The organism is Erwinia sp. SLM-02, from assembly GCF_037450285.1.
Classification (GTDB): domain Bacteria; phylum Pseudomonadota; class Gammaproteobacteria; order Enterobacterales; family Enterobacteriaceae; genus Erwinia.
On sequence record NZ_JAQISN010000001.1, the window covers coordinates 857998 to 883191 of the forward strand.

At 57.0% G+C, this 25194-nt stretch carries 24 protein-coding genes and 1 pseudogene; 23 read left to right on the forward strand and 2 right to left on the reverse strand.

The features are described from left to right. Positions 1 to 69 precede the first annotated feature (69 nt). The 4 genes from rimJ (at position 70) to murJ (ending at position 3933) form a co-directional block, all read left to right on the forward strand. The gene (gene rimJ, locus PGH32_RS04100; RefSeq protein WP_337893260.1) at positions 70 to 663 is read left to right on the forward strand and encodes a ribosomal protein S5-alanine N-acetyltransferase; all 594 of its coding nucleotides are present in this window, start codon (positions 70 to 72) and stop codon (positions 661 to 663) included. A gap of 10 nt (positions 664 to 673) precedes the next feature. Next, a complete protein-coding gene (locus PGH32_RS04105) occupies positions 674 to 1324 on the forward strand; it encodes a DUF480 domain-containing protein (RefSeq protein ID WP_314420021.1) in 651 nt (216 codons plus the stop codon). Further along, positions 1325 to 2257, forward strand: a complete 933-nt coding sequence (locus PGH32_RS04110; RefSeq protein WP_314419658.1) for a Gfo/Idh/MocA family protein — start codon at positions 1325 to 1327, stop codon at positions 2255 to 2257. A gap of 137 nt (positions 2258 to 2394) precedes the next feature. After that, on the forward strand, positions 2395 to 3933 hold the full coding sequence (gene murJ, locus PGH32_RS04115) for a murein biosynthesis integral membrane protein MurJ (protein ID WP_314419656.1): 1539 nt from the start codon (positions 2395 to 2397) through the stop codon (positions 3931 to 3933). 385 nt (positions 3934 to 4318) lie between these two features. On the opposite strand, the gene rne is transcribed toward murJ, so the two are convergent. Continuing rightward, complete coding sequence (gene rne, locus PGH32_RS04120; RefSeq protein WP_337893261.1) at positions 4319 to 8092, reverse strand: ribonuclease E; 3774 nt, start codon at positions 8090 to 8092, stop codon at positions 4319 to 4321. Positions 8093 to 8682: 590 nt separating this feature from the next. Here rne and rluC point away from each other — a divergent pair. Further along, positions 8683 to 9639: a 23S rRNA pseudouridine(955/2504/2580) synthase RluC gene (gene rluC / locus PGH32_RS04125; protein ID WP_314419652.1), complete on the forward strand. Its 957-nt coding sequence runs from the start codon at positions 8683 to 8685 to the stop codon at positions 9637 to 9639. Positions 9640 to 9683: 44 nt separating this feature from the next. Here rluC and PGH32_RS04130 read toward each other — a convergent pair whose 3' ends face one another. After that, positions 9684 to 10265, reverse strand: a complete 582-nt coding sequence (locus PGH32_RS04130; protein WP_314419649.1) for a Maf family protein — start codon at positions 10263 to 10265, stop codon at positions 9684 to 9686. A gap of 142 nt (positions 10266 to 10407) precedes the next feature. Between PGH32_RS04130 and yceD the strand changes: the two genes are divergently transcribed. The 18 genes and pseudogenes from yceD to thiK all read left to right on the forward strand — a co-directional run bounded on the left by yceD (position 10408) and on the right by thiK (position 25162). Further along, a complete protein-coding gene (yceD, locus tag PGH32_RS04135) occupies positions 10408 to 10929 on the forward strand; it encodes a 23S rRNA accumulation protein YceD (protein WP_123332696.1) in 522 nt (173 codons plus the stop codon). A gap of 14 nt (positions 10930 to 10943) precedes the next feature. Next, positions 10944 to 11114, forward strand: coding sequence for a 50S ribosomal protein L32 (rpmF, locus tag PGH32_RS04140; protein WP_003849870.1), 171 nt, complete (start codon positions 10944 to 10946; stop codon positions 11112 to 11114). Positions 11115 to 11139: 25 nt separating this feature from the next. Beyond that, complete coding sequence (plsX, locus tag PGH32_RS04145) at positions 11140 to 12174, forward strand: phosphate acyltransferase PlsX (RefSeq protein ID WP_337893262.1); 1035 nt, start codon at positions 11140 to 11142, stop codon at positions 12172 to 12174. A gap of 6 nt (positions 12175 to 12180) precedes the next feature. Further along, positions 12181 to 13134 carry a beta-ketoacyl-ACP synthase III gene (locus PGH32_RS04150; RefSeq protein ID WP_314419628.1) on the forward strand — a complete coding sequence of 318 codons (954 nt, stop codon included), beginning with the start codon at positions 12181 to 12183 and terminating at the stop codon, positions 13132 to 13134. 16 nt (positions 13135 to 13150) lie between these two features. Beyond that, the gene (fabD, locus tag PGH32_RS04155) at positions 13151 to 14080 is read left to right on the forward strand and encodes an ACP S-malonyltransferase (RefSeq protein ID WP_337893263.1); all 930 of its coding nucleotides are present in this window, start codon (positions 13151 to 13153) and stop codon (positions 14078 to 14080) included. A 13-nt stretch (positions 14081 to 14093) separates the two neighbouring features. Then, positions 14094 to 14828, forward strand: a complete 735-nt coding sequence (gene fabG / locus PGH32_RS04160) for a 3-oxoacyl-ACP reductase FabG (protein WP_314419625.1) — start codon at positions 14094 to 14096, stop codon at positions 14826 to 14828. A gap of 154 nt (positions 14829 to 14982) precedes the next feature. Further along, the gene (gene acpP / locus PGH32_RS04165; RefSeq protein WP_004157115.1) at positions 14983 to 15219 is read left to right on the forward strand and encodes an acyl carrier protein; all 237 of its coding nucleotides are present in this window, start codon (positions 14983 to 14985) and stop codon (positions 15217 to 15219) included. Positions 15220 to 15307: 88 nt separating this feature from the next. Further along, positions 15308 to 16549 (forward strand): beta-ketoacyl-ACP synthase II, encoded by a 1242-nt coding sequence (fabF, locus tag PGH32_RS04170; protein ID WP_314419612.1) that lies wholly within the window; start codon positions 15308 to 15310, stop codon positions 16547 to 16549. Between the two features lie 225 nt (positions 16550 to 16774). Then, positions 16775 to 17569, forward strand: coding sequence for an aminodeoxychorismate lyase (pabC, locus tag PGH32_RS04175; RefSeq protein ID WP_337894255.1), 795 nt, complete (start codon positions 16775 to 16777; stop codon positions 17567 to 17569). A 17-nt stretch (positions 17570 to 17586) separates the two neighbouring features. Further along, complete coding sequence (gene yceG / locus PGH32_RS04180; protein ID WP_314419610.1) at positions 17587 to 18612, forward strand: cell division protein YceG; 1026 nt, start codon at positions 17587 to 17589, stop codon at positions 18610 to 18612. Continuing rightward, positions 18602 to 19234 (forward strand): dTMP kinase, encoded by a 633-nt coding sequence (tmk, locus tag PGH32_RS04185; protein ID WP_314419608.1) that lies wholly within the window; start codon positions 18602 to 18604, stop codon positions 19232 to 19234. The genes yceG and tmk overlap by 11 nt, the downstream gene beginning before the upstream one ends. Next, positions 19231 to 20229 carry a DNA polymerase III subunit delta' gene (gene holB, locus PGH32_RS04190; protein ID WP_337893264.1) on the forward strand — a complete coding sequence of 333 codons (999 nt, stop codon included), beginning with the start codon at positions 19231 to 19233 and terminating at the stop codon, positions 20227 to 20229. Before tmk ends, holB begins: the two co-directional genes overlap by 4 nt. Positions 20230 to 20240: 11 nt before the next feature. Next, the gene (locus PGH32_RS04195) at positions 20241 to 21032 is read left to right on the forward strand and encodes a metal-dependent hydrolase (protein ID WP_337893265.1); all 792 of its coding nucleotides are present in this window, start codon (positions 20241 to 20243) and stop codon (positions 21030 to 21032) included. Between the two features lie 299 nt (positions 21033 to 21331). Beyond that, positions 21332 to 22765, forward strand: coding sequence for a PTS glucose transporter subunit IIBC (gene ptsG, locus PGH32_RS04200; protein WP_314419603.1), 1434 nt, complete (start codon positions 21332 to 21334; stop codon positions 22763 to 22765). A 199-nt stretch (positions 22766 to 22964) separates the two neighbouring features. Then, a complete protein-coding gene (gene hinT / locus PGH32_RS04205; RefSeq protein ID WP_314419602.1) occupies positions 22965 to 23315 on the forward strand; it encodes a purine nucleoside phosphoramidase in 351 nt (116 codons plus the stop codon). 26 nt (positions 23316 to 23341) lie between these two features. After that, positions 23342 to 23710, forward strand: coding sequence for a YcfL family protein (locus PGH32_RS04210; protein ID WP_314419600.1), 369 nt, complete (start codon positions 23342 to 23344; stop codon positions 23708 to 23710). A gap of 23 nt (positions 23711 to 23733) precedes the next feature. Continuing rightward, on the forward strand, positions 23734 to 24330 hold the full coding sequence (lpoB, locus tag PGH32_RS04215; RefSeq protein WP_443112765.1) for a penicillin-binding protein activator LpoB: 597 nt from the start codon (positions 23734 to 23736) through the stop codon (positions 24328 to 24330). Further along, positions 24314 to 25162, forward strand: a pseudogene (gene thiK / locus PGH32_RS04220) (thiamine kinase). Before lpoB ends, thiK begins: the two are co-directional and overlap by 17 nt. The last annotated feature ends 32 nt before the right edge of the window (positions 25163 to 25194 follow it).

Sequence of the window (25194 nt, forward strand, 5' to 3'; positions counted from 1 at the left end):
CAGCACCTTAGGATGCAACCGGCCTGATGAGTGAGAATGTTGACCCGGCCACGGATTTCAGGAGAAAAGATGTTTGGCTATCGTACTTCTGCACCAAAAGTGCGCCTGACTACCGACCGCCTGGTCGTGCGGCTGGTCCATGAGCGTGATGCCTGGCGCCTGGCTGATTACTATTCTGAGAACCGGGCATTTCTGAAGCCGTGGGAGCCGGTTCGTGATGACAGTCACTGCTATCCCTCCGGCTGGCAGGCGCGTCTGGGACTGATTGCAGAAATGCAAAAGCAGGGCAGCGCCTTCTACTTTGCGGTGATGGATCCGGACGAGAACGAAATTCGCGGCGTGGCTAACTTCAGCAACGTCCTGCGCGGATCGTTTCACGCCTGCTATCTGGGTTATTCGCTGGGTGAAAAGTGGCAGGGGCAGGGCATGATGTTTGAAGCTCTGCAGACCGCCATCCGTTATATGCAGCGGCAGCAGCGCATGCATCGGATCATGGCCAACTATATGCCGCATAATCAGCGCAGCGGCGATTTACTGGCGCGCCTTGGCTTTGAAAAAGAGGGCTACGCCAAAGACTATCTGTTAATTGACGGACGCTGGCAGGACCATGTTCTGACGGCGTTAACCTGGCACGAATGGCTGCCTGAACGGCGTGGAGCGTAACAGTATCATGATAAAAAGCCCTTTCAGCGCGACGGAAGCGCGGGTGATTGGCTGCCTGCTGGAAAAGCAGGTCACCACCCCGGACCAGTATCCCATGTCGCTTAATGGCGTGGTCACCGCCTGCAATCAAAAGTCGAACCGTGAACCGGTGATGTCACTCAGCGACAGCGAGGTGCAGAACACCCTCGACCTGCTGGTCAAGAAGCATCAGCTCACGGCCATCAGCGGCTTTGGTAGCCGGGTGGTGAAGTATGAACAGCGTTTTTGTAATTCCGAGTTTGGTCAGCTGAAATTCAGCCCGGCTGAAGTGGCGGTGATGACCACTCTGCTGCTGCGCGGCGCGCAAACGCCGGGTGAGCTGCGCACCCGCAGCTCACGGATGCACGACTTTAGCGACATGGCCGAGGTTGAGCAGACCCTGGAGAAGCTGAGCAGTCGCGAAAGCGGTGCGCTGGTGGTTCGTCTGGCGAGAGAGCCAGGCAAACGGGAAAGCCGCTATATGCACCTGTTCAGCGGAGAGCCGGATGAGGCCACGCTGGCAGGCAGCGACGGTGATGTGGCTGATGAAGGGTTGAGCGCGCGCGTCGACCAGCTCGAGCAGGAGGTTGCGCTGCTAAAGCAGCAGCTGGCTGCACTGCTGGCAAGCCGGGAGGCGGAATAAATGGCCGCGTTGAGAGTGGGTATTGTCGGCCTCGGGGGGATTGCCCAGAAGGCCTGGCTGCCGGTTGTCACCCGCACGGACGGCTGGGTGATTTCGGGAGCCTGGTCGCCCAACCAGCAGAAGGCGCGGCCGGTCTGCGACGCGTATCGTATTCCGCTCCTCGCTTCCCTCAACGATCTGGCTGCGGTCAGCGATGCGGTGTTTGTGCATAGCAGCACGGCGAGCCATTTTGCCATTGTTGATATGCTGCTGCGCGCCGGGGTGGATGTCTGCGTGGATAAGCCGCTGGCTGCCACCTACGATGAAGCGGAACAGCTGGTGGCGCTTGCCGAGGCAACAGGCCGTAAACTGATGGTGGCGTTCAACCGCCGCTTCGCGCCGCGCTATCTGCAACTGCGCGCGGTGCTCTCCCAGCCCGCCTCGCTGCGCATGGATAAACACCGCAGCGACAGCGTCGGGCCGCAGGATGCGCTGTTCACCCTGCTGGATGATTACCTGCACGTGGTGGATACGGCGCTCTGGCTGAGCGGTGGGGAAGGCGTACTGCAGAGTGGGGTGCTGCAAACCAACCCGCAGGGGCAGCTGCTGTTTGCCGAGCACCATTTCCGCACAGGGGATACTCAGGTTACCACCAGTATGCACCGACGTGCCGGCAGCCAGATGGAAACGGTGCTGGCGGTGGACGACGGGGCGGTATTCCGCATCGGCGATATGCGCGACTGGCAGCAGGAGAGCGGAGGGCGCATTATTACCGATCCAATCCCGGGCTGGCAGAGCACGCTGGAGCAGCGGGGTTTCGCCGGCGCCGCGCATCATTTTATCCGCAGCATTGAAAATCAGACAATGCCGGAGATTAGCGGTGAACAGGCCTTATTGGCGCAGCGCCTGGTGGAAAAACTCTGGCGCGACGCGGATTGCAGCCGGTTGCCTTAAGCCGGCACGCCTCCGTGAAGAGGCGGTTGGTTTATAGGGTGTAACAATCGTGAGTGGTTATTTCCTTTCATATCCGTAGACTATCCGCACCTTATTCCGGCCGCTACGGCGGTCGGGAAACCCAAATCAGGAAACACATGAACCTGTTGAAATCATTAGCAGCGGTCAGTTCTATGACCCTGTTTTCTCGCGTGCTGGGCTTTGCCCGCGACGCGATTGTGGCCAGAATATTCGGCGCGGGAATGGCCACCGATGCCTTTTTTGTGGCCTTCAAACTGCCAAACCTGCTGCGCAGGATCTTCGCGGAGGGCGCGTTCTCGCAGGCTTTTGTGCCGATCCTCGCTGAATATAAAAGCAAACAGGGAGAAGAGGCCACGCGGATTTTCGTGGCCTATGTCTCGGGGCTGTTGACCCTGGCGCTGGCGATTATCACCGTTCTGGGGATGTTTGCCGCCCCCTGGGTTATCCTGGTGACGGCTCCGGGATTTGCCGATACGGCCGATAAATTCGCGCTGACCTCCTCGCTGCTGCGGGTGACATTCCCTTATATCCTGCTGATTTCACTGGCCTCGCTGGCAGGCGCAATCCTGAATACGTGGAACCGCTTCTCGGTGCCCGCTTTCGCCCCGACCCTGCTTAACGTGAGCATGATTGGCTTTGCGCTGTTTGCGGCACCGCACTTCCATCCACCGGTGATGGCGCTGGCCTGGGCCGTGGTCGCGGGGGGCGTGCTACAGCTGGGCTACCAGCTGCCGCATCTGAAGAAAATCGGCATGCTGGTCCTGCCGCGTCTGAATCTGAAAGATGCCGGCGTCTGGCGGGTGATGCGCCAGATGGGGCCGGCTATTCTGGGCGTGTCCGTCAGCCAGATCTCGCTGATTATCAATACCATTTTCGCCTCTTTTCTCGCCTCGGGTTCCGTTTCCTGGATGTACTACGCCGACCGCCTGATGGAGTTTCCCTCCGGCGTGCTTGGCGTGGCGCTGGGCACCATTCTGCTGCCGTCGCTGGCGAAGAGCTTTGCCAGCGGTAACCAGGATGAATACTCCCGCCTGATGGACTGGGGACTGCGCCTGTGCTTCCTGCTGGCACTGCCGAGTGCGGTAGCGCTGGGGATCCTGGCCAAGCCGCTGACCGTGGCGCTGTTCCAGTACGGTAAGTTTACCGCGTTTGATGCGGCGATGACCCAGCGTGCGCTGATCGCCTATTCCGTCGGGCTGATGGGGCTGATTGTGGTGAAGGTGCTGGCGCCCGGCTTTTACTCGCGACAGGACATTAAAACCCCGGTCAAAATCGCCATGGTGACGCTGGTGATGACCCAGGTGATGAACCTGGCGTTTATCGGCCCGCTGAAGCACGCCGGACTGTCGCTGTCGATTGGCCTGGCGGCCTGCCTTAATGCGGCACTGCTTTACTGGCAGCTGCGCAAGCAGGATATCTTCCAGCCGCAGCCGGGCTGGCGCAGCTTCCTGGTTCGTCTGTTATTAGCCGTACTGGCAATGGCCGCCGCGCTGCTTGGCGTGCTGTACGTGATGCCCGACTGGGCCAGCGGCAATATGCTGTGGCGTCTGATACGCCTGGCGGCGGTTTGCGCCGTGGGCGGTGGGGTTTACTTTGCCGTGCTGATGCTCCTCGGCTTCCGGCTGCGTGACTTTGCCCGCCGGACGGTGGTTTAACCCCGAACGGCGTCGATGCCGTATTCGCGCTTAACGAAAATCGCCTGCGGGCGATTTTTTTTTGCCTGGAAACGTGGCGCAGGCCGTTCGGTTACGGCCTCATCGCTTACTGAAACGCCCCCGAGAATATTCTGCGGCTTTCGTTGTCATCCCCGTCAGGGGACAGCCTTGAATGCCAGCCTGGCATACTCTCTTCCCGTTGAAGCCCTCTTCGCCGGTGCCCCCAGCCGGTGCCAACACGACCCTGGCCTGGCGTCCGCAGGATAGCTGGCCGGTAACGCCAGTCAGGGAGCGCGCGGCCTTTGAGGCGTACCGCAGGCATAAAAAAGCCCCGGCGCGTTGGCCGGGGCTGGATTTCACTTCAGCGTAGAGAAGAGAATGACGCTTAAGGACGGGTTGCCGGAGCGGTTGCCTGGTGAGAGGCCGAGTGACCGCCCGCAGCGCCTTTGCCTTCAAAGTTGAAGTCCGGGCGCACCCAGTCGCTTTGAGGAGCCGGTTCTGGCTGATACGCCGGAGCCGGAGCACTGGTCATTGGCGCACTGGCGTGATGCTTGAAGCTGCCGTGGGAAGCGGCATCACTCACCGGCTTATCGCGTGCCGGTACTGGCGCATGCGGTTCGCTAATGACCGGGGCGTCTTCACTCGTCGCGTCGCTCACATTCAGTACTTCAGCGACCTGCTGAGTGGTTTCCGCGCTGACGCTTGTCGGAGCCTGGGCTGCCAGTTCGCTCGCTGCTTCAGCGTTCTGCTGCTGCTCAACGATATCCGCAACGGCATCAACCGGGGCGAATGCGCTCTGAGGCTCTTCTGCTGCCGGAACGGCTTCAGCGATAGTCTCAGCGGCAACGCTCTCTTTGGCTGGCGGGATGACCGAAGGAACCTCTGCTGCCGGGGTTTCGATAGCGGCGGTTTCATCGGTGTTAACCACGGTAACCTGAGGCTGCTGCTCTTCCGGCAGCGGTTCAGAGATATGAACAGGCTCGGCTTCGACCTGCACGTCTTCTGAAGGCGTTGCGGGTGCAGCGGCTGCCGGTGCTTCGAACGCAGGTGTTTCGATGGCCGGGGCAGATTCCACGGTTTCTTCTGTCGGAATCGCTACGGCCGGTGCGACGGTGGCGGTAACGGCGTCTTCCTGTGCAGGCGTTGCTTCAGCTTCAACCGGCGCTGCTGCCACCGACGGTGCCTCAGCCTCAACCGGCGCTGCTGCCACCGACGGTGCCTCAGCCTCAACCGGCGCTGCTGCAGCCGACGGTGCTTCAGCCTCAACCGGCGACGCGGTTACTGACTCAACCGCCGGAGTGAACGGCGCTGCCGGCGCTTCAGCGTTGGATGACGATGAAGCCACGGCTGCAGCAACGGCTACGCTTGCCGCTGCGGTGTTTTCAGCCGCTTCGTTATCAATATCAACGTCAGCGTGACCGTAGGCCGGAACAACGGACTGTTCCTGCTCAACGGCATCGCTGGCCTGGGCTACCGGGTAGGAGATCCACACTTTGCCTGATGCCATTTCCGGCGATACTACTGCGCTGGTCAGCGGCATTGGCGACTGCGTTGGGTAACGCTCATCGCGGTAACGGCGACGACGCTGACCGCTAACGCGCAGGTGGCGCGGCGAACGACGAGAGCGGCGCGGCATGTTGTTGCTGTCACGATCGTCATTGTCGAAGGCTTCGCCTGCCGTTTCTGGCGCGGCTGGCTGCGCTGCAGGAGCCGGGGCTGCTTCAGTTTCGTCCGGACGGAAGGTACGGGCTGCGGTCTGCTCAGCGGTTTCGATGCGCACTTTCTGGTTCAGCTGGCGCGGTTTACGGCGCGGCATCACCTGCACATTTTCTTCCTGGGCATCAGCATTTTCATCAACGGCAGTAACGACCTGCTCGATGATTTTCTCTTCCTGCACCACAGGACGTTTTTCTTCCTGGCGACGGCGCTGACGATCTGCACGAGGTTCGCGGCGCGGCTGCTGCTCCGCACGGTTCTCTTCGTTCAGATTCTGACGGTCTTCTGCCTGCTCAACCTGAGGAGCCGCGTTACGTTTGTTACGACGGTTGTCATCACGACCTTCACGCGCTTCGCTGTTACGGTCGCGAGAAGTATTGCGGTCGTTACGTTCGTTACGTTCGTTACGGTCATTGCGGTCGGTGTTGCGTTCAGAACGCTCGTTACGATCGCTGTAACGGTCATTGCTGCGCTCAGTACGATCGGTATTGCGGTCGTTCCGCTCGTTGCGATCGCCACGCTCATTGCGCTCGCTGCGGTCATTACGATCGTTACGTTCAGTACGCTCACCGTTACGATCGCGGCGGTTGTTGTTCTGACGACGATTGTTACGACGGTCGCCGCGTGGCGCTGCGCTATCGGTCGCTTTCTTCTCTACGGCTGGCTGAGCTTGTTCAACGGGTTTTTCTTCACCGGCGAACAGCTTTTTCAGACCGCTGAAGAAGCGGCTAATCAGGCCCGGCTGAGCCGGTTCTGCTGCGGCCTGTTCAACCGGTTTTTTGCTTACCGGGGTCACAACGGCTTCGCTGCTGGTTTCCTGCGGAGCCGGAGGCGCATCAGGCATCACGAAGGCGGCAAGGGCAGGCTGCTCAGGACGCTTACGCTCGGCACGCTCTTCTTCCGACGGCAGTGCCATTTCGGTTTCATGCAGTTTAGGCAGGTGATAGCTCAGCGTCTGGGTTTCTTCACCGGTGCGCACACGCAGTACGGAGTAGTGCGGGGTTTCCATCTGATCGTTTGGCACGATGATGGCCCGAACGCCGCCCTGACGTTTCTCGATGGCACTGACGGCATCACGTTTTTCGTTCAGCAGGTAGGAAGCCACCTGCACCGGAACGATAGCGTGAACCTCTTTGGTGTTTTCCTTCAGCGCTTCTTCTTCAATCAGGCGCAGAATGGACAGCGACAGCGACTCGTTATCACGGATGGTGCCGGTACCGCTACAGCGCGGGCAGACGTGATGGCTGGACTCACCCAGTGAAGGGCTAAGGCGCTGACGTGACATCTCCAGCAGGCCAAAGCGAGAAATGTGGCTGATCTGAATACGTGCACGATCCTGGCGTACCGCTTCGCGCAGACGGTTTTCAACCGCGCGCTGGTGGCGAACCGGGGTCATATCAATGAAGTCGATAACGATCAGTCCACCCAGGTCGCGCAGGCGCAGCTGGCGGGCAATTTCATCGGCCGCTTCAAGGTTGGTATTGAACGCCGTTTCTTCGATATCGCCGCCGCGGGTTGCGCGCGCGGAGTTAATGTCGATAGCGGTCAGGGCTTCCGTGCTGTCGATAACGATCGAACCACCGGACGGCAGGCGAACTTCGCGCTGGAAGGCGGATTCAATCTGAGATTCAATCTGATAGTGGCTGAACAGCGGGATTTCACCGGTGTACAGTTTGATTTTGCTGCTGAAGTCAGGGCGGCCCAGCGCGGCAATGTGCTGGCGAGCCAGCTCAAGCACTTTCGGGTTATCGATAAGGATTTCACCGATATCCTGACGCAGGTAGTCGCGGAATGCGCGCACAATTACGTTGCTTTCCTGATGGATCAGGAACGGAGCAGGGCGGCTGTCGGCGGCTTTCTTAATGGCATCCCAGTGCTTCATGCGGAAGCTCAGATCCCACTGCAGGGCTTCTGCTGATTTACCGACGCCGGCGGTACGCACAATTAGTCCCATACCGTCCGGCAGTTCCAGCGCCGAGAGTGCCTCTTTCAGTTCGGTGCGGTCATCACCCTCAATGCGGCGAGAAATACCGCCAGCACGCGGGTTGTTCGGCATCAGAACCAGATAGCTTCCCGCCAGGCTGATAAAGGTGGTTAAGGCAGCGCCCTTGTTGCCACGCTCTTCTTTATCAATCTGAACAATCACTTCCTGACCTTCACGGAGAACGTCCTTGATATTAGGGCGACCGTGAGCGGAATAGTTAGCGGGGAAATATTCGCGAGAGATTTCTTTCAGAGGTAGGAAACCGTGTCTTTCAGCACCGTAATCAACGAAGGCGGCTTCAAGGCTGGGTTCAATGCGAGTGATCTTACCTTTGTAGATATTGGCTTTCTTCTGTTCGTGTCCTGGGCTTTCGATATCCAGATCGTACAGGCGTTGGCCGTCTACGAGAGCCACACGCAACTCTTCCTGCTGAGTTGCGTTTATCAACATTCTTTTCATCGTAACTTACTCATTATTCTTACATTAGGGACTAAGCTGCGGGCAAAGTAACGCTGGACGTATTGAACCGATGGCCCCGTGTCTCATCGCTTAGTCGTCAACCTCTCGGGTGTCGGCAGCTCAAGGGGCGCAAAATCACGGTAGCCTGTTTTACATATGGAAAAACAGCGCTTTGTAAGGGGGGAACCGCCAGTAGATTACCAGGTGAACCAATCCCGTTTTTTCGTCCAGGCTGCAACCCGCAGCCCGCTAAATGCCTGATTGCACAATACGTCTTACGCCATTGCTGCGTGTATGGGCTATCCGGCAAAATTTTTGTAATACACCCCAAATCTATTGGGTTAACGCTTTTCCTTGCATTCCCAAGATGTCGCGTCAAAAACGGAATCATTATTCCATTGCTAAGCTTGAGAGCGCAAGATGACTTTATCCGCGATGAGAAGTTTATCCCGTCTTTTAAAACGAATTGCAGTGCTTTTCAGCAAACTGTATAAAATCCGGCCATAACTTCCTTGCGGCGGTCATCCATGTCAGTTAAGCACATAAAAAGATGTGGCGCTATCACTGCCGGGTATTTAGAATCGCCAACCATGAAAACCATGACTCCAGCCGTACAAATAATTGCCATTTCTGCTGATGAAGCAGGACAGCGCATCGATAACTTTTTACGCACTCAGTTAAAAGGCGTGCCGAAAAGTATGATTTATCGCATTTTGCGTAAGGGCGAAGTGCGGGTGAATAAAAAGCGCGTCAAGCCTGAATACAAACTCGAAGACGGTGACCAGGTTCGTGTTCCGCCGGTGCGCGTGGCCGAACGAGAAGAAGAGAGCGTTTCACCTAAGCTGGCAAAAGTGGCGGCGTTAAGTGATGCGATAATTTATGAAGATGAGCATATCCTGGTGCTCAATAAACCTTCCGGTACGGCCGTACACGGCGGCAGCGGCCTGAGCTTTGGCGTGATTGAAGGGCTGAGGGCGCTGCGCCCGGAAGCGCGTTTTCTTGAACTGGTGCATCGCCTGGACCGCGATACTTCCGGCATTTTACTGGTGGCGAAAAAGCGCTCCGCGCTGCGTTCCCTGCACGAGCAGCTGCGTGAAAAGGGTATGCAGAAAGATTATCTGGCGCTGGTTCGCGGCCAGTGGCCGTCACACGTTAAATCGGTACGTGCGCCGTTGCTGAAAAATATTCTGCAAAGCGGCGAACGGATAGTGAAGGTCAGCAGCGAAGGCAAACCGTCGGAAACGCTGTTTAAGATCGAGGAGCGCTATACGTTCGCCACGCTGGTGAAAGCCAGCCCGGTCACCGGGCGCACCCATCAGATCCGAGTGCATACCCTGCATGCCGGGCACCCGATTGCCTTTGACGATCGCTACGGCGAAGCGGATTTTGACATGCAGCTGAAATCCACCGGCCTGAATCGCCTTTTCCTGCACGCGGCGGCCCTCAGGTTCACTCATCCCGGGACCGGTGAAGTGATGCGCGTGGAAGCCCCACTGGATGATGGCCTTAAGCGCTGTCTTGCGGTGCTTCGCAAGCAAAGCAGCTAATCATCGTAATAATGAATGCGGCAGCCTCTGCCGCATTCCGCTGTTCAGGCTAGCGGGTCCATTCCGGCTTTCCTTAACATCTCACACAGCGCAATTAACGGTAGCCCGATCAGCGTATTCGGGTCGCGGCCGGACAGACGTTCGAACAGCGTAATCCCCAGACCTTCACTTTTAAAGCTCCCCGCGCAGTTCAGCGGCAGTTCCCGGCTGACGTAGTGGGCGATTTCGGTCTCGCTCAGCTGACGAAAGTCCACGGTAAAAGGTTCGCACAGCGTTTGCAGGCTCTGATGACGGCTGTCATACAGCGCCAGCCCGGTATAAAACACCACGCTCTGTCCACTGGCGGCGCGAAGCTGGGCGCGGGCGTTCTCCTCGGTGTGGGGCTTACCGCAAACCACGCCCTCCACGACGCAGACCTGATCGGAGCCGATAATCAGATGCTCGGGGTAGCGCCCGGCCAGCGCCTGAGCTTTCGCCGCCGCCAGGCGCACAACCAGCTGCTCCGCCGTTTCATTTTCCTGCCGTGTTTCATCCACCTCCGGCGCATCGGTAATAAAGGGTAACTGTAATTTGGTTAACAGTGCGCTGCGGTAAGTCGACGTTGAGGCTAAAACCAGCTGAGACATATTTTTTTCCAGAATAGATAGCGAATCGATGAAAGGCATTTTAAACTGTGCGCCGCACTGGATGCGAATAATGGCTGAAAGATGTCGTTACACGGCCTTTTTCTTTGACTCTATGTCGTTACAAAGTTAATATGCGCGCCCTATGCAAAAGGTAAAATTACCCCTGACTCTCGATGTGGTGCGAACCGCTCAGAAACGCCTGGACTACCAGGGTGTTTACACCCCTGAACAGGTTGAGCGAATTGCCGACTCGGTGGTTAGTGTGGACAGTGATGTAGAATGTGTGATGTCGTTTGCGATCGACAATCAGCGTCTGGCGGTACTGAAAGGTACAGCTGAAGTTTCCGTGACGCTATGTTGTCAACGCTGCAACAAGCCGTTCCCGCAGCATGTCCACGTATCGTACTGTTTCAGCCCGGTCGTTACTGACGAGCAGGCCGAAGCACTACCGGAAGCGTACGAGCCAATCGACACCAACGAGTTTGGTGAAACCGATTTGCTGGCAATGGTTGAAGATGAAATCATCCTCGCCCTGCCTGTCGTTCCGGTGCATGATTCTGAACACTGTGAAGTGTCCGAGGCGGACATGGTCTTTGGTCAGTTGCCTGCAGAGGCAGAAAAACCAAATCCATTTGCCGTATTAGCCAGTTTAAAGCGTAAGTAATAGGAGTAAGGTCCATGGCCGTACAACAGAATAAACCAACCCGTTCCAAACGTGGCATGCGTCGTTCACACGATGCGCTGACCACTGCAGCACTTTCCGTAGATAAAGTTTCTGGTGAAACTCATCTGCGTCACCACATCACTGCGGATGGTTACTACCGCGGTCGCAAGGTCATCGTTAAGTAATTCCGCGGAATAGCGCGGTAATACTTTGACACGATTGACCCTGGCGATAGATGCCATGGGCGGGGATTTCGGTCCCTGCGTGACAGTGCCTGCGGCAATGCAGGCACTGGCATCTGATTCGCACCTGCATCTTCTTCTGGTCGGCGATCCCGACAAAATCACGTCATTACTAGCCACAGCTGATTCTGCGCTGCGCGCACGTATGCAGGTTATTCCTGCTGAATCGGTTATTGCCAGTGATGCCAGACCTTCGCAGGCGATTCGCGCCAGCCGCGGGTCGTCAATGCGTATTGCGTTAGAGCAGGTGAAAGCCGGCAACGCAGATGCCTGTATCAGCGCCGGTAACACCGGTGCGCTGATGGGACTGGCGAAAATATTATTACGGCCGCTGGAAGGGATTGAACGTCCGGCGCTGATGACCGTACTGCCTAATCAGCTCAAGGGGAAAACCGTTGTGCTGGATTTAGGTGCTAATGTCGAATCCGACAGTGCTATGCTGGTGCAGTTCGCCATTATGGGTGCGGTGATGGCTGAAGAAGTGTTGGAAATTGCCAATCCGCGCGTGGCGCTGCTCAACATAGGCCAGGAAGAAACCAAAGGGTTAACGGCAATTCGCGAAGCGGCAGCAGCACTTCGTGATTCACCAGAAGTTAACTATATTGGTTACCTTGAAGGTAACGATCTTCTTACCGGCAAGACGGATGTTCTGGTGTGCGATGGCTTCATCGGGAACGTCACGTTGAAAACTATGGAAGGTGTGGTAAGAATGTTTCTTTCGCTGTTGAAATCACAGGGCGAAGGTAAAAAAAAGGCATGGTGGCTGAGACTATTGGGGCGCTGGATCCAAAAGCGTCTGGCGAAGAATTTCGGCCATCTCAACCCCGACCAGTACAATGGCGCCTGTCTGTTAGGATTACGCGGCACCGTGATTAAAAGTCATGGCGCAGCCAATCAGCGCGCGTTTACCGTCGCGATACAACAGGCAGAGCAGGCGGTGCGGCGGCAAGTTCCCGAGCGGATTGCTGCCCGCCTACAGGCTGTATTACCTAAGAGTGACTGAGCGTACATGTATACGAAGATTATCGGTACGGGCAGCTATTTGCCCGAACAGGTGCGGACTAACGCCGATCTGGAAAAAATGGTGGATACGTCGGACGAGTGGATTGTCACCCGAACCGGTATCCGTGAACGTCGTATTGCTGGCCCGGATGAAACCGTGGCGACGATGGGCTTTCATGCCGCCGAGCGTGCGCTCTCTATGGCGGGCATTGATAAAAATGACATCGGTTTGATCGTGGTTGCGACCACCTCTTCCAGCCATGCGTTCCCAAGTTCTGCCTGCATGATCCAGCAGATGCTGGGCATTGACGATGCGGCCTCTTTCGATCTGGCGGCGGCCTGTGCGGGCTTCACTTACGCACTGAGCGTGGCCGACCAGTATGTTAAAAACGGTGCGGTAAAATATGCGCTGGTGATCGGTGCTGATGCGCTGTCGCGCACGCTCGATCCTGAGGATCGCGGCACGATCATCCTGTTTGGTGATGCTGCCGGTGCGGTCGTTCTCGGTGCCAGCGAAGAGCCGGGCATTATCTCTACCCATCTGCATGCGGACGGCCGCTATGGCGAGCTGCTCACCCTGCCAAACCAGGACCGCGAACATCAGGAAAAGCCTGCGTATCTCACGATGGCAGGTAACGAAGTGTTCAAAGTAGCCGTGACGGAACTGGCGCATATCGTTGATGAAACGCTCAAGGCGAATGACCTTGACCGCGCTGCCATCGACTGGCTGGTGCCGCATCAGGCCAACCTGCGAATTATCAGCGCAACGGCCCGCAAGCTGGGTATGGACATGGATAAAGTGGTGGTGACGCTCGATCGCCACGGCAATACCTCCGCCGCTTCCGTGCCGTCCGCCCTGGATGAAGCCGTGCGCGACGGGCGTATCCAACCTGGCCAGCTGATTCTGCTGGAGGCCTTCGGTGGCGGTTTCACCTGGGGTTCCGCTCTGGTTCGTTTTTGATTAACAGGAAATAACGATGACGCAATTTGCAATGGTATTCCCGGGACAGGGATCGCAAACGGTAGGCATGCTGGCTGATTTAGCCGCAGGTAACCCGATTGTCGAAAAAACCTTCCGCGAAGCTTCTGACGTGCTGGGTTACGATTTGTGGCAGCTGGTACAGCAGGGACCTGCTGAAGAGTTGAACAAAACCTGGCAAACTCAGCCCGCTTTACTGGCTGCTTCTGTTGCCATTTTCCGCGTTTGGCAGGAAAAAGGCGGAAAAGTACCGTCAATGCTTGCAGGGCACAGCCTGGGTGAGTACAGTGCCCTGGTTTGCGCGGGTGTGATTGCGTTTGCCGATGCCATTAAGCTGGTTGAACTGCGCGGTAAGCTGATGCAGGAAGCCGTTCCGGAAGGCACGGGTGCCATGCAGGCGATTATCGGTCTGGATGATGAGGCGATTGCCAAAGCCTGTGAAGAGTCTGCCCAGGGGCAGGTTGTCTCTCCGGTGAACTATAACTCACCGGGCCAGGTTGTGATCGCGGGCAATAAAGAAGCCGTTGAGCGTGCAGGCGCAGCCTGTAAAGCCGCGGGCGCCAAGCGCGCTCTGCCGCTGCCGGTCAGCGTGCCGTCGCACTGTGCGCTGATGAAGCCCGCTGCTGACAAGCTGGCCGTTGCGCTGGAGCAGCTGACCTTTAACGCACCGGCATTCCCGGTGGTGAATAACGTTGATGTTCAGTGTGAGACATCACCTGAAGCCATCCGTAGCGCACTGGTCCGCCAGCTGTACAGCCCGGTTCGCTGGACCGGTTGCGTAGAATTTATGGCTCAGCAGGGCGTGACGTCGCTGCTGGAAGTGGGTCCGGGTAAAGTGTTAACCGGGCTGACTAAACGTATTGTTGACACCCTGACGGCGGCGGCGGTAAACGACCAGGCCAGCCTGTCAGCGGCGCTTGAACAATAACACGAGGAACAACATGAATTTCGAAGGTAAAATCGCGCTGGTTACCGGTGCAAGCCGTGGTATCGGCCGTGCTATCGCGGAGACGCTTGTCGCCCGCGGTGCCAAAGTTGTCGGTACGGCGACCAGCCAGAACGGAGCCGAAGCGATCAGCGCTTATCTGGGCGACAGCGGGAAGGGCATGCTCCTGAACGTGACTGACCCGGCTTCGATCGAGACCGTGCTGGAAAATATTCGCGCCGAATTTGGCGAAGTGGACATTTTAGTCAATAATGCTGGCATCACGCGTGATAATCTTCTGATGCGCATGAAAGACGATGAGTGGCAGGATATCCTGGACACCAATCTGACTTCAGTATTCCGTCTGTCAAAAGCGGTAATGCGTGCCATGATGAAAAAGCGGGTGGGCCGAATTATTACCATTGGCTCCGTAGTTGGAACAATGGGTAATGCGGGTCAGGCAAACTATGCGGCAGCAAAAGCAGGTTTGATTGGCTTCAGCAAGTCACTGGCGCGTGAAATTGCGTCACGTGGCATTACCGTTAACGTCGTGGCACCTGGTTTCATTGAAACCGACATGACGAGTGCGCTGAACGAAGATCAGCGTGCGGGTATTCTGGCGGAAGTTCCCGCGGGCCGCCTCGGCAGCGCGCAGGAAATCGCTAATGCCGTCGCATTTTTAGCCTCTGACGAGGCAGCTTACATCACTGGTGAAACGCTGCACGTCAATGGCGGAATGTATATGGTCTGATAATCACGAAAACTATTTGCGTTATTTGAGGCAAAAGCCGCAAAATAGCGTAAAATCGTGGTTTGACCAGCCGGGATTTAGTTGCATCTTTTTCAACATTTTATACACTACGAAAACCATCGCGAAAGCGAGTTTTGATAGGAAATTTAATAGTATGAGCACTATCGAAGAACGCGTTAAGAAAATCATTGGCGAGCAGCTGGGCGTTAAGCAGGAAGAAGTTGTTAACACTGCCTCTTTTGTAGAAGATCTGGGCGCTGATTCTCTTGATACCGTTGAGCTGGTAATGGCTCTGGAAGAAGAGTTCGATACCGAGATTCCGGATGAAGAAGCTGAGAAAATCACTACTGTTCAGGCTGCTATTGATTACATCAATGGTCACCAGGCATAAGTGAGCATCTCCAGGCGGTCATTCGACCGCCTGAGTTTTATCTAACTATCCCACATCGCGTCAATTTTTCCCTCCCTGGAGGACGAACGTGTCTAAGCGTCGTGTAGTTGTGACTGGTCTTGGCATGTTGTCTCCTGTCGGCAATACCGTAGAGTCTACCTGGAATGCTCTTGTTGCCGGTCAGAGTGGCATCAGCCTGATTGACCATTTTGATACTAGTGCCTACGCAACGCGTTTTGCTGGCTTAGTAAAGAATTTTAATTGTGATGAAATCATCTCGCGTAAAGATCAGCGCAAGATGGATGCTTTCATTCAATATGGCGTTGTTGCTGGCGTTCAGGCCATGCAAGATTCTGGCCTTGTCATTACCGAAGAAAACGCTGGACGTGTTGGTGCCGCGATTGGCTCCGGTATCGGTGGTCTTGGTTTGATTGAAGAAAACCATGCCTCACTGGTCAACGGTGGCCCGCGTAAAATTAGTCCGTTCTTTGTGCCTTCAACCATTGTGAATATGGTTGCCGGGCATCTGACTATTATGTACGGAATGAAAGGCCCAAGTATTTCCATTGCTACCGCCTGTACGTCTGGCGTGCATAACATTGGTCATGCAGCTCGTATCATCGCCTATGATGATGCCGATGTGATGCTGGCCGGTGGTGCAGAAAAAGCCAGTACGCCACTGGGCGTGGGTGGTTTCGGTGCCGCACGCGCACTGTCAACCCGCAATGAAAATCCGCAGGCTGCCAGCCGTCCGTGGGATAAAGACCGTGACGGTTTTGTTCTCGGCGATGGTGCAGGTCTGATTGTGCTGGAAGAGTATGAGCACGCGAAAAAGCGCGGCGCTAAAATCTACGCGGAAATCGTAGGTTTTGGTATGAGCAGCGATGCTTATCATATGACTTCGCCGCCGGAAAACGGCGCAGGCGCAGCGCTGGCAATGGTCAACGCGCTGAAAGATGCCCGAATTTCTCCGGAACAGATTGGCTATATCAACGCGCACGGTACGTCAACGCCGGCCGGTGATATCGCTGAAGCTCAGGCCGTGAAATCCGTTTTCGGGGCTTCTGCCGGAAGCGTGATGGTCAGCTCGACGAAATCCATGACCGGCCACCTGTTAGGTGCGGCGGGTGCGATTGAATCGATCTTCACTATTCTTGCCCTACGCGATCGGGTTGTACCGCCAACCATCAATCTGGATAACCCGGACGATGGCTGCGATCTGGACTTCGTTCCGCATACCGCGCGTCAGGTCACAGACCTGGAATACACCCTGTGTAATTCCTTCGGATTCGGTGGTACCAACGGGTCACTGATTTTCCGTAAAGTCTGATTTTTGACTTTCGCTAAAAGCCTGCCTCACGGCGGGCTTTTTTTTGCCTGCAGAATGGGGACTGGGGTCAAACCGCATGCGCCGTTTTATCACGTTATCTCAGCCCTGGAAGATCATGCGTAAGGGTTTATCACCTGATGCCCGTCCTTTTTCGTTACAGATTCGGATGATTCTGGCGCGCCGGACAGGTAATCTTGCTGCATGATCGAGAATGGAGAAGTCAGCATGATGTGGGTCAATGGCGAGCAGCAGAGTGTCGTTGCTGCAAGCGATCGGGCAGTCCAGTTTGGTGACGGCTGTTTTACCACCGCCCGCATACGGTCTGGCGAAGTGGAACTGTTCACCGCGCATACGGCGCGCCTGCAGCAGGGCTGCGAGCGGCTGATGATTACCGGCGTGGACTGGCAGCGGCTCGGCCAGGAAATGCGTTACGCAGCTGCTCAACACCAGGAGGGCGTTCTCAAGGCGATCGTCACCCGAGGCAGCGGAGGGCGGGGATACAGTGCCGCTGGCTGCGCAGCGCCCACGCGCATCGTTTCCGTTTCCGCCTATCCCGCACACTACCACGCGCTGCGCGAGAGCGGGGCAAGGCTGGCACTCAGCCCAATACGGTTGGGGAAAAATCCGCTGCTGGCGGGAATAAAGCACCTGAACCGGCTGGAGCAGGTGCTGATCCGCACACGGCTTGAGCAGACTGATGCCGACGAGGCGCTGGTGCTTGACACTGATGGCATGCTGGTGGAATGCTGTGCGGCAAATTTTTTCTGGCGTATCGGGGACGCGGTTTTCACTCCGGATTTAACCGCCTCGGGCGTAAACGGTATCCAGCGTCAGCGGGTAATGCAGCAGGTCGTCGAGCTGGGGTTCACCCTGAGCGAGGTCCGTTCGGGCATCGATGTGCTGGCAGAGGCCGAAGAAGTGCTGATCACCAATGCGCTGATGCCGGTTTTACCCGTGTGCCAGATCGAGGCGTGGCACTTCAGCTCGCGCCGTTTATTTCGTCTGCTTAACCCCCATTAATCAACCGTGGAATTTTCATGACTAAAACACGCAAAATTATCGCCGGGGTCGTTGCTGTCTCTCTGCTGGCCGTCGCTTACGGATACTGGCAGACCCGTCAGTTCGCGGATTCCCCGCTGACGGTGGACAAAGAAACCATCTTTACCCTCCCGGCAGGTTCTGGCCGGGTGGTGCTGGAAGCGCAGCTGGAATCAAAGCACATTATCAAACAGAGTCCCTGGTTCGGCGTGTTGCTAAAGCTGGAGCCGGATCTGGCGAAGTTCAAGGCCGGAACCTATCGCCTTGACCCTGAAATGACCGTTCGCGACATGCTGGCACTGCTCGCCAGCGGTAAAGAAGCCCAGTTCCCGCTGCGGTTTGTTGAAGGTACGCGGATGCAGGAGTGGCTGAACCAGCTGCGCAGCGCGCCTTATTTAAAGCACACCCTGGCGGATGACCAGCTGGCTACCGTCGCCAGCGCACTCAAGCTGGAGGGCGAAGCGAAGGGCGTTGAGGGATGGTTCTATCCCGATACCTATCTGTATACCGCCAATACTACCGATGTCGCGGTGCTCAAGCGTGCGTATCAACGGATGGAAAAAGAGGTGGACGCGCAGTGGCAGGGGAAAATGGATAATCTGCCCTATAAAAGCAAAAATGATATGCTGACCATGGCCTCGATTATTGAAAAAGAGACGGCGGTCAGCGAAGAGCGCAGCAGGGTGGCTTCGGTATTTATTAATCGCCTGCGGCTGGGGATGCGTCTGCAGACCGATCCAACGGTGATTTACGGGCTGGGGCCGGATTATCGCGGTACGCTGACGCGCAAAGATCTGGAAACGCCGACGGCCTGGAACACTTACACCATTAACGGCCTGCCGCCGGGGCCGATTGCGATGCCGGGTAAAGCCTCGCTGGAAGCCGCAGCACATCCGCTGAAGACCAACTTCCTCTATTTCGTTGCCGATGGGAAAGGTGGGCATACGTTTACCACTAATCTGGCAAGCCACAATAAAGCCGTGCAGGTGTATCGCCTGGCGCTGAAGGAAAAAAATGAACAGTAAATTTATCGTTATTGAAGGCCTGGAAGGGGCAGGTAAAACTACCGCGCGTGATGCCGTGGTGGCCGAGCTGCGTCGTCATGGCATTAACGATATTGTCTTCACCCGTGAACCCGGCGGCACGCCGCTGGCGGAGAAGCTGCGCGATCTGATCAAGCAGGGCATTGAGGGCGAAGAGGTCACCGATAAGGCCGAACTGCTGATGCTGTATGCCGCACGCGTACAGCTGGTGGAAAACGTCATTAAACCGGCGCTGGCCCGGGGAGCGTGGGTGGTGGGCGACAGGCACGATCTTTCGTCACAGGCTTATCAGGGCGGTGGGCGCGGCATGGATAATCAGCTTATGCACAGCCTGAAGCAGGCGGTGCTGGGTGATTTTGCGCCGGACCTGACGCTTTATCTTGATGTAACGCCTGAAATTGGCCTGCAGCGCGCCCGGGCGCGCGGTGCGCTGGACCGTATTGAGCAGGAGTCGCTGAACTTCTTTATCCGCACCCGCGACCGCTATCTGGCGCTGGCCGCGAGCGATGCGCGGATTAAAACTATCGATGCCACCCGCGACCTGCCGCAGGTGACGCAGCAGCTGGAGCAGACGCTGCAGCAGTGGTTACAGGAACAGCAATGAACTGGTATCCGTGGCTGAATAATAGCTACCGGCAGATTATCAGCCAGCATCAGGCACAGCGCGCCCATCATGCGCTACTGATCCAGGCGCTGCCCGGCATGGGTGACGATACGCTGGTCTGGGGGATCGGCCGCTGGCTGATGTGCCGCCAGCCGGATGGCCTGAAGAGCTGCGGCAGCTGTCATGCGTGCCAGCTGATGCAGGCGGGAACACATCCGGACTGGTATCGGCTGGAAGCGGAAAAGGGTAAGAGCGCGCTGGGGATTGATGCGGTGCGTAGCGTAACGGAAAAGCTCTACCATCACGCCCAGCAGGGAGGCGCAAAAGTGGTCTGGCTGCCGGATGCCGCACAGCTGACCGAAGCCGCCGCCAATGCCCTGCTCAAAACGCTGGAAGAACCGCCGCAGAATACCTGGTTCCTGCTCAGCTGTCGTGAGCCTTCGCGTCTGCTGGCCACCCTGCGCAGCCGCTGCCTGCAGTGGCACCTCGCGCCGCCGGATGAAACCCTGAGCCTGAACTGGCTACAGAAGCAGTGCGCGGCGGGCCTGAATGAGCGGACGGCGGCTCTGCGCCTGACCAGCGGCGCACCTGCGGCGGCTCTGACGCTGCTGGAAGAGAAAAACTGGCAGCAGCGTCAGCTCGTTTGCCAGGCGCTGCCCACCGCGATACAGGGAGATCTGCTCAGCCTGCTGCCCGTGCTGAACCATGATGACGCGGCGCGGCGTATCGGCTGGCTCTGTTCGCTGCTGGTTGACGCGGTGAAATGGCAGCAGGGCGGCGGAGCGTATATCAGCAACGTGGACTGCCAGACGCTGGTGATGCAGATTGCCAGCCTGCTGCCGGCCACGGCGATTGACGCCAGTCTGCGCCAGTGGCTGACCTGCCGCGACCGCCTGCTGAACGTCGTGGCGGTTAACCGCGAACTGCTGCTGACCGACCAGCTGCTGAGCTGGGAAGCCATTCTGCATCCTCACGCTACCGATTTAACAGGTTAAGAGTAACGATTATGTTTTTAGTTGATTCGCACTGCCATCTGGATGGCCTGAACTATGAAACGCTGCATCAGGACGTCTCCGACGTTCTGGCGAAAGCCGCCGCGCGTGATGTGAAGTTTTTGCTGGCGGTTGCCACCACGCTGCCCGGCTATAAGGCGATGATCGAACTGATTGGCGATCGTCCCAACGTGGCCTACTCGTGCGGCGTTCATCCGCTGAACCAGGAAGAAGCGTACGATTTTGCCGAACTGCGCCAGCTTGCCGCCGACCCGCGGGTGATTGCGATGGGTGAAACCGGCCTGGACTATTTCTATCAGAAAGAAACCAAAGAGCGCCAGCAGGCCTCATTCCGTGAACACATCCGCGTGGGCCGCGATCTGAATAAGCCGGTCATCGTGCATACCCGCGATGCGCGGGAGGATACGCTGGCTATTCTGCAGGAAGAGGGGGCTGAGGGCTGCGGCGGTGTACTGCACTGCTTTACCGAAGACCGTGAGACGGCGGAAAAACTGCTGGATATGGGCTTCTATATCTCCTTCTCCGGCATCGCCACCTTCCGCAATGCGGAGCAGATCCGCGAAGCCGCACGCTACGTGCCGCTGGACAGAATGCTGGTGGAGACCGACTCGCCGTATCTGGCCCCGGTGCCGCACCGTGGCAAAGAGAATCAGCCGGCCTACACCCGCGACGTGGCGGAATATATGGCGGTGGTGAAGGGCGTCAGCGTTGAAGAGCTGGCGCAGGCCACAACGCAAAACTTTTCCCGCCTGTTCCATGTGCCGATGTCACGACTGACGGATTGATCGACGGACTAATTTTTTTATAGCTCGTAATTAATACCGAATATTTGTAAAGTGCAGCCCGATAAAAACGATGGCTGCATTTTTTTTGCTGAAAAAAGTAGCGGAACTTTGTGAAATCTTCTAAAGAACTGCGGCACGTTCAACGAAACGTGATAGTCATCAAACAAATTTACGCGGATTTATTTTACTCTTCGTAATAAATATCAGGGGCGCAACGACGCCTCACCCGCAAAGGATCCTCCCTCCTTTGCAACGCGCCCGGCGCGAAGAAAAGCACTCATACTCAGGAGCTTTACACTATGTTCAAAAATGCATTTGCGAACCTGCAAAAGGTCGGTAAATCGCTGATGTTGCCTGTATCGGTCCTGCCGATTGCAGGTATCCTGCTGGGCGTTGGTTCCGCCAACTTCAGCTGGCTGCCTGCGGTAGTATCGCAGGTTATGGCAGAAGCAGGCGGGTCGGTCTTTGCCAACATGCCGCTGATTTTTGCCATCGGCGTGGCACTCGGCTTTACCAATAACGACGGCGTTTCCGCGCTGGCCTCCGTTGTTGCCTACGGCATCATGGTGAAAACCATGGCGGTCGTGGCTCCGCTGGTGCTGCATCTTCCTGCGGAAGAGATCGCGGCCAAACACCTGGCGGACACCGGCGTCCTCGGGGGTATTATTGCCGGTTCGATAGCGGCCTACATGTTCAACCGCTTCTATCGTATTCAGCTTCCTGAGTATCTGGGCTTCTTCGCCGGTAAACGCTTCGTGCCGATTATCTCCGGCCTGACGGCGATCTTCCTGGGCGTGGTGCTCTCCTTCATCTGGCCACCGATTGGTACGGCTATTCAGACCTTCTCCCAGTGGGCTGCGTATCAGAACCCGGTCGTGGCCTTTGGTATCTACGGCGTGGTGGAACGTGCGCTGGTACCGTTTGGTCTGCACCATATCTGGAACGTTCCTTTCCAGATGCAGATTGGTGAATTTACCAACGCGGCGGGCCAGGTGTTCCACGGCGATATCCCGCGTTACATGGCAGGTGACCCAACCGCAGGTAAACTGTCCGGCGGCTTCCTGTTCAAAATGTACGGTCTGCCAGCGGCGGCCATTGCTATCTGGCACTCAGCGAAACCGGAAAACCGCGCCAAAGTGGGCGGTATCATGATCTCCGCAGCGCTGACCTCGTTCCTGACCGGTATCACCGAACCGATTGAATTCTCCTTCATGTTCGTTGCGCCAATCCTGTATGCGATCCACGCTATCCTGGCCGGTCTGGCCTTCCCAATCTGTATTCTGCTGGGAATGCGCGACGGTACCAGCTTCTCGCACGGCCTGATCGACTTTATCGTTCTGAGCGGTAACAGCAGCAAAATCTGGCTGTTCCCAATCGTGGGTATCATCTACGGTCTGGTGTACTACACCATCTTCCGCGTGCTGATTGCGAAGCTGAACCTGAAAACCCCGGGTCGTGAAGACAGCTCTACCGAGCAGACCACCGGCAACGCCACTGAAATGGCCGCTAACCTGGTGGCCGCGTTCGGCGGTAAAGACAACATCACCAACCTGGATGCCTGCATCACCCGCTTACGCGTCAGCGTTGCCGACGTCAGCAAGGTTGACCAGGCCGGGCTGAAAAAACTGGGCGCGGCCGGTGTGGTGGTTGCCGGTTCCGGCGTACAGGCTATTTTCGGTACCAAGTCTGACAACCTGAAAACCGATATGGATGACTACATCCGCAAGATGTAATCGGGCAGGATGATGACCCAAAAGGGGAGGCCAGCGGCTTCCCCTTTTGCTATTTATCGGGCGGATAAACGGGGCTGCTACGGCGCTGAACTGCTGCAAAGCCGCGCAGTCGGGAAAGAAAAATCAGTTGCAGGTTGAAAGAAAACGATTTTCTCGCTCATACTGCGGGTATAAAAAAACACTGCTAAGGATATGCACCATGGCCGAAGAAACGATTTTCAGTAAAATTATTCGTCGTGAAATCCCGTCCGACATCCTGTTTCAGGATGAGCTGGTTACCGCATTTCGCGATATCTCTCCGCAGGCACCCAGCCATATTTTGATCGTACCGAACGTGCTGATCCCAACCGCCAACGACGTGCAGGCAGAGCACGAGGCCGCGCTGGGGCGAATGATCACCGTTGCGTCTAAAATTGCTAAGCAGGAAGGGATTGCAGAAGACGGCTACCGCCTGATCATCAACTGTAATCAACACGGTGGCCAGGAGGTTTATCATATTCACCTTCACCTGGTCGGTGGCCGTCCTTTAGGGCCAATGCTGGCGTCCTGAACACCAGCGAACGGGGACACAATGTTATGCGGGCATGTCTGACGGCTCTGACGTTACTGATTGCATTAACCGGATGCAGTAACGATCGCACCACAATTAATACCTCACAATCGCTGGTGATGGAGTCGTCGGTGCTCTCTGCCGGTATCACCACCGATGAGCCGGTCATCAGTGAAACGGACGGCCAGCAGCGCGCAGTCAGTACGCTGGTGAATCAGCAGGAAAAACCGGTCAGCGTCACCTACCGTTTCTACTGGTATGACGACCGCGGGCTGGAGATTTTGCCTTATGAAAAACCGCGTACGCTGGTGGTGCCTGCGAAGGGTAAAATCGACATTTCATCGCAAACCGGCAATCTGACGGCGAGCAAAGTTCGCCTTTACCTGTATCTGTAAGGAGTGATGGTGTGACAAGTCACCTGTTAAAACTTTCTGGCGTGCTGACGCTGGCGCTGATCCTCAGCGGTTGTGTTCTCAATCAGCAACAGCAGCCCGAGCAGCCGCAGCAGCCTGCGCCGGTCGAACCGGTACAGCCACAGCAGCCTGAGCCGGTGCCGGCACAGCCCGGCCCGATCGAAACCGTGCCGCAGCCGCCGAAAATGCAGACCATCAACTGGCAGGCCAGCGTCACTCCGCTGATTGCACAGATGCTGAAAGCCGACGGCGTGACGGCGGGCAGCGTGCTGCTGGTCGACAACGTGAAAAACAGCACCAACGGCAGCCTGCAAAGCGCCAAAGCGACCGCCGCGCTACAAAGTGCGCTAGCCAACAACAGTCAGTTTACGCTGGTCACCCCGCAGCAGCTGGCGGTGGCGAAACAGACCCTCGGCCTTTCTGCCGAGGACAGTCTGGTATCGCGCAGCAAAGCGATTGGCCTTGCGCGGTACGTTGGTGCCCAGTATGTGCTTTACAGCAACGCGGAAGGGGATGTGAAATCGCCCGAACTGCAAATGCAGCTGATGCTGGTGCAAACCGGCGAAATCATCTGGTCGGGCAGCGGTGACGTCCAGCATTAATCGCGAGTTACAGCAGCTGATTACCCGACAGTTTCCGGCGGCGCAGGCCGCCGGTACTGTTTTACCGCTGGACGGTCTGAGCGGTTACAGCATGAAAGTGACTCTGCCGAATCAGACCCTGCTGGCGCGGCGTTCTGCCGGTGGCCTGCACATGCCCGGCGTTAACCGTCAGCGCGAATACCGTATTCTGCGTAAGCTGAATGCCAGCGGGCAGGTGCCCGGCGTTTATGGCCGCAGCCGGAACTGGCTGCTGCTTGAATGGCTGCCGGGAGCGGCGCTGTCTGCGGAGGCGTTTGATGGTGCGATTGAGCCGCTTACGGAGGTCGTCTGCGGGCTGCACCGGCAGCCATTAACCGGCTACCGGCTTCAGCTAATGCCTTTGCTGATAAGCTACTGGCAGCGTAGCCAGCCTTCGCGACGCACTCTGACCTGGCTCAGAGCGCTCAGGCGCTTGCAGCGCCGGGGCGAGCCTCATCCGCTGCGTCTGGCGGTGCTGCATATGGATATCCACAGCGGCAATCTGATCGGGGCAGGTGAGCGCCTGCGGCTGATCGACTGGGAGTATGCCGGCGACGGTGACGTTGCGCTGGAACTGGCCGCACTGGTCGAGGGTAACGGCCTGAATAACGCGCAGCAGGGACGGCTGATTCGTCGCTATGCCGCGCGGCAGAACATCGACAGCGACAGGCTCAGCCGCCAGATCCGGCGCTGGCAGCCGTGGCTCTTGCTGCTGGCAACCAGCTGGTAAGAACTTCGCTGGCAGCAGACCGGCGAAAACAATTTTGGTGCGCTGGCAGCAGCAGGCTGGCAGCGGCTTTCTCAGTTTAATTAGCCTGATCGACAGGCTCACAGAGGTGCAGTGTG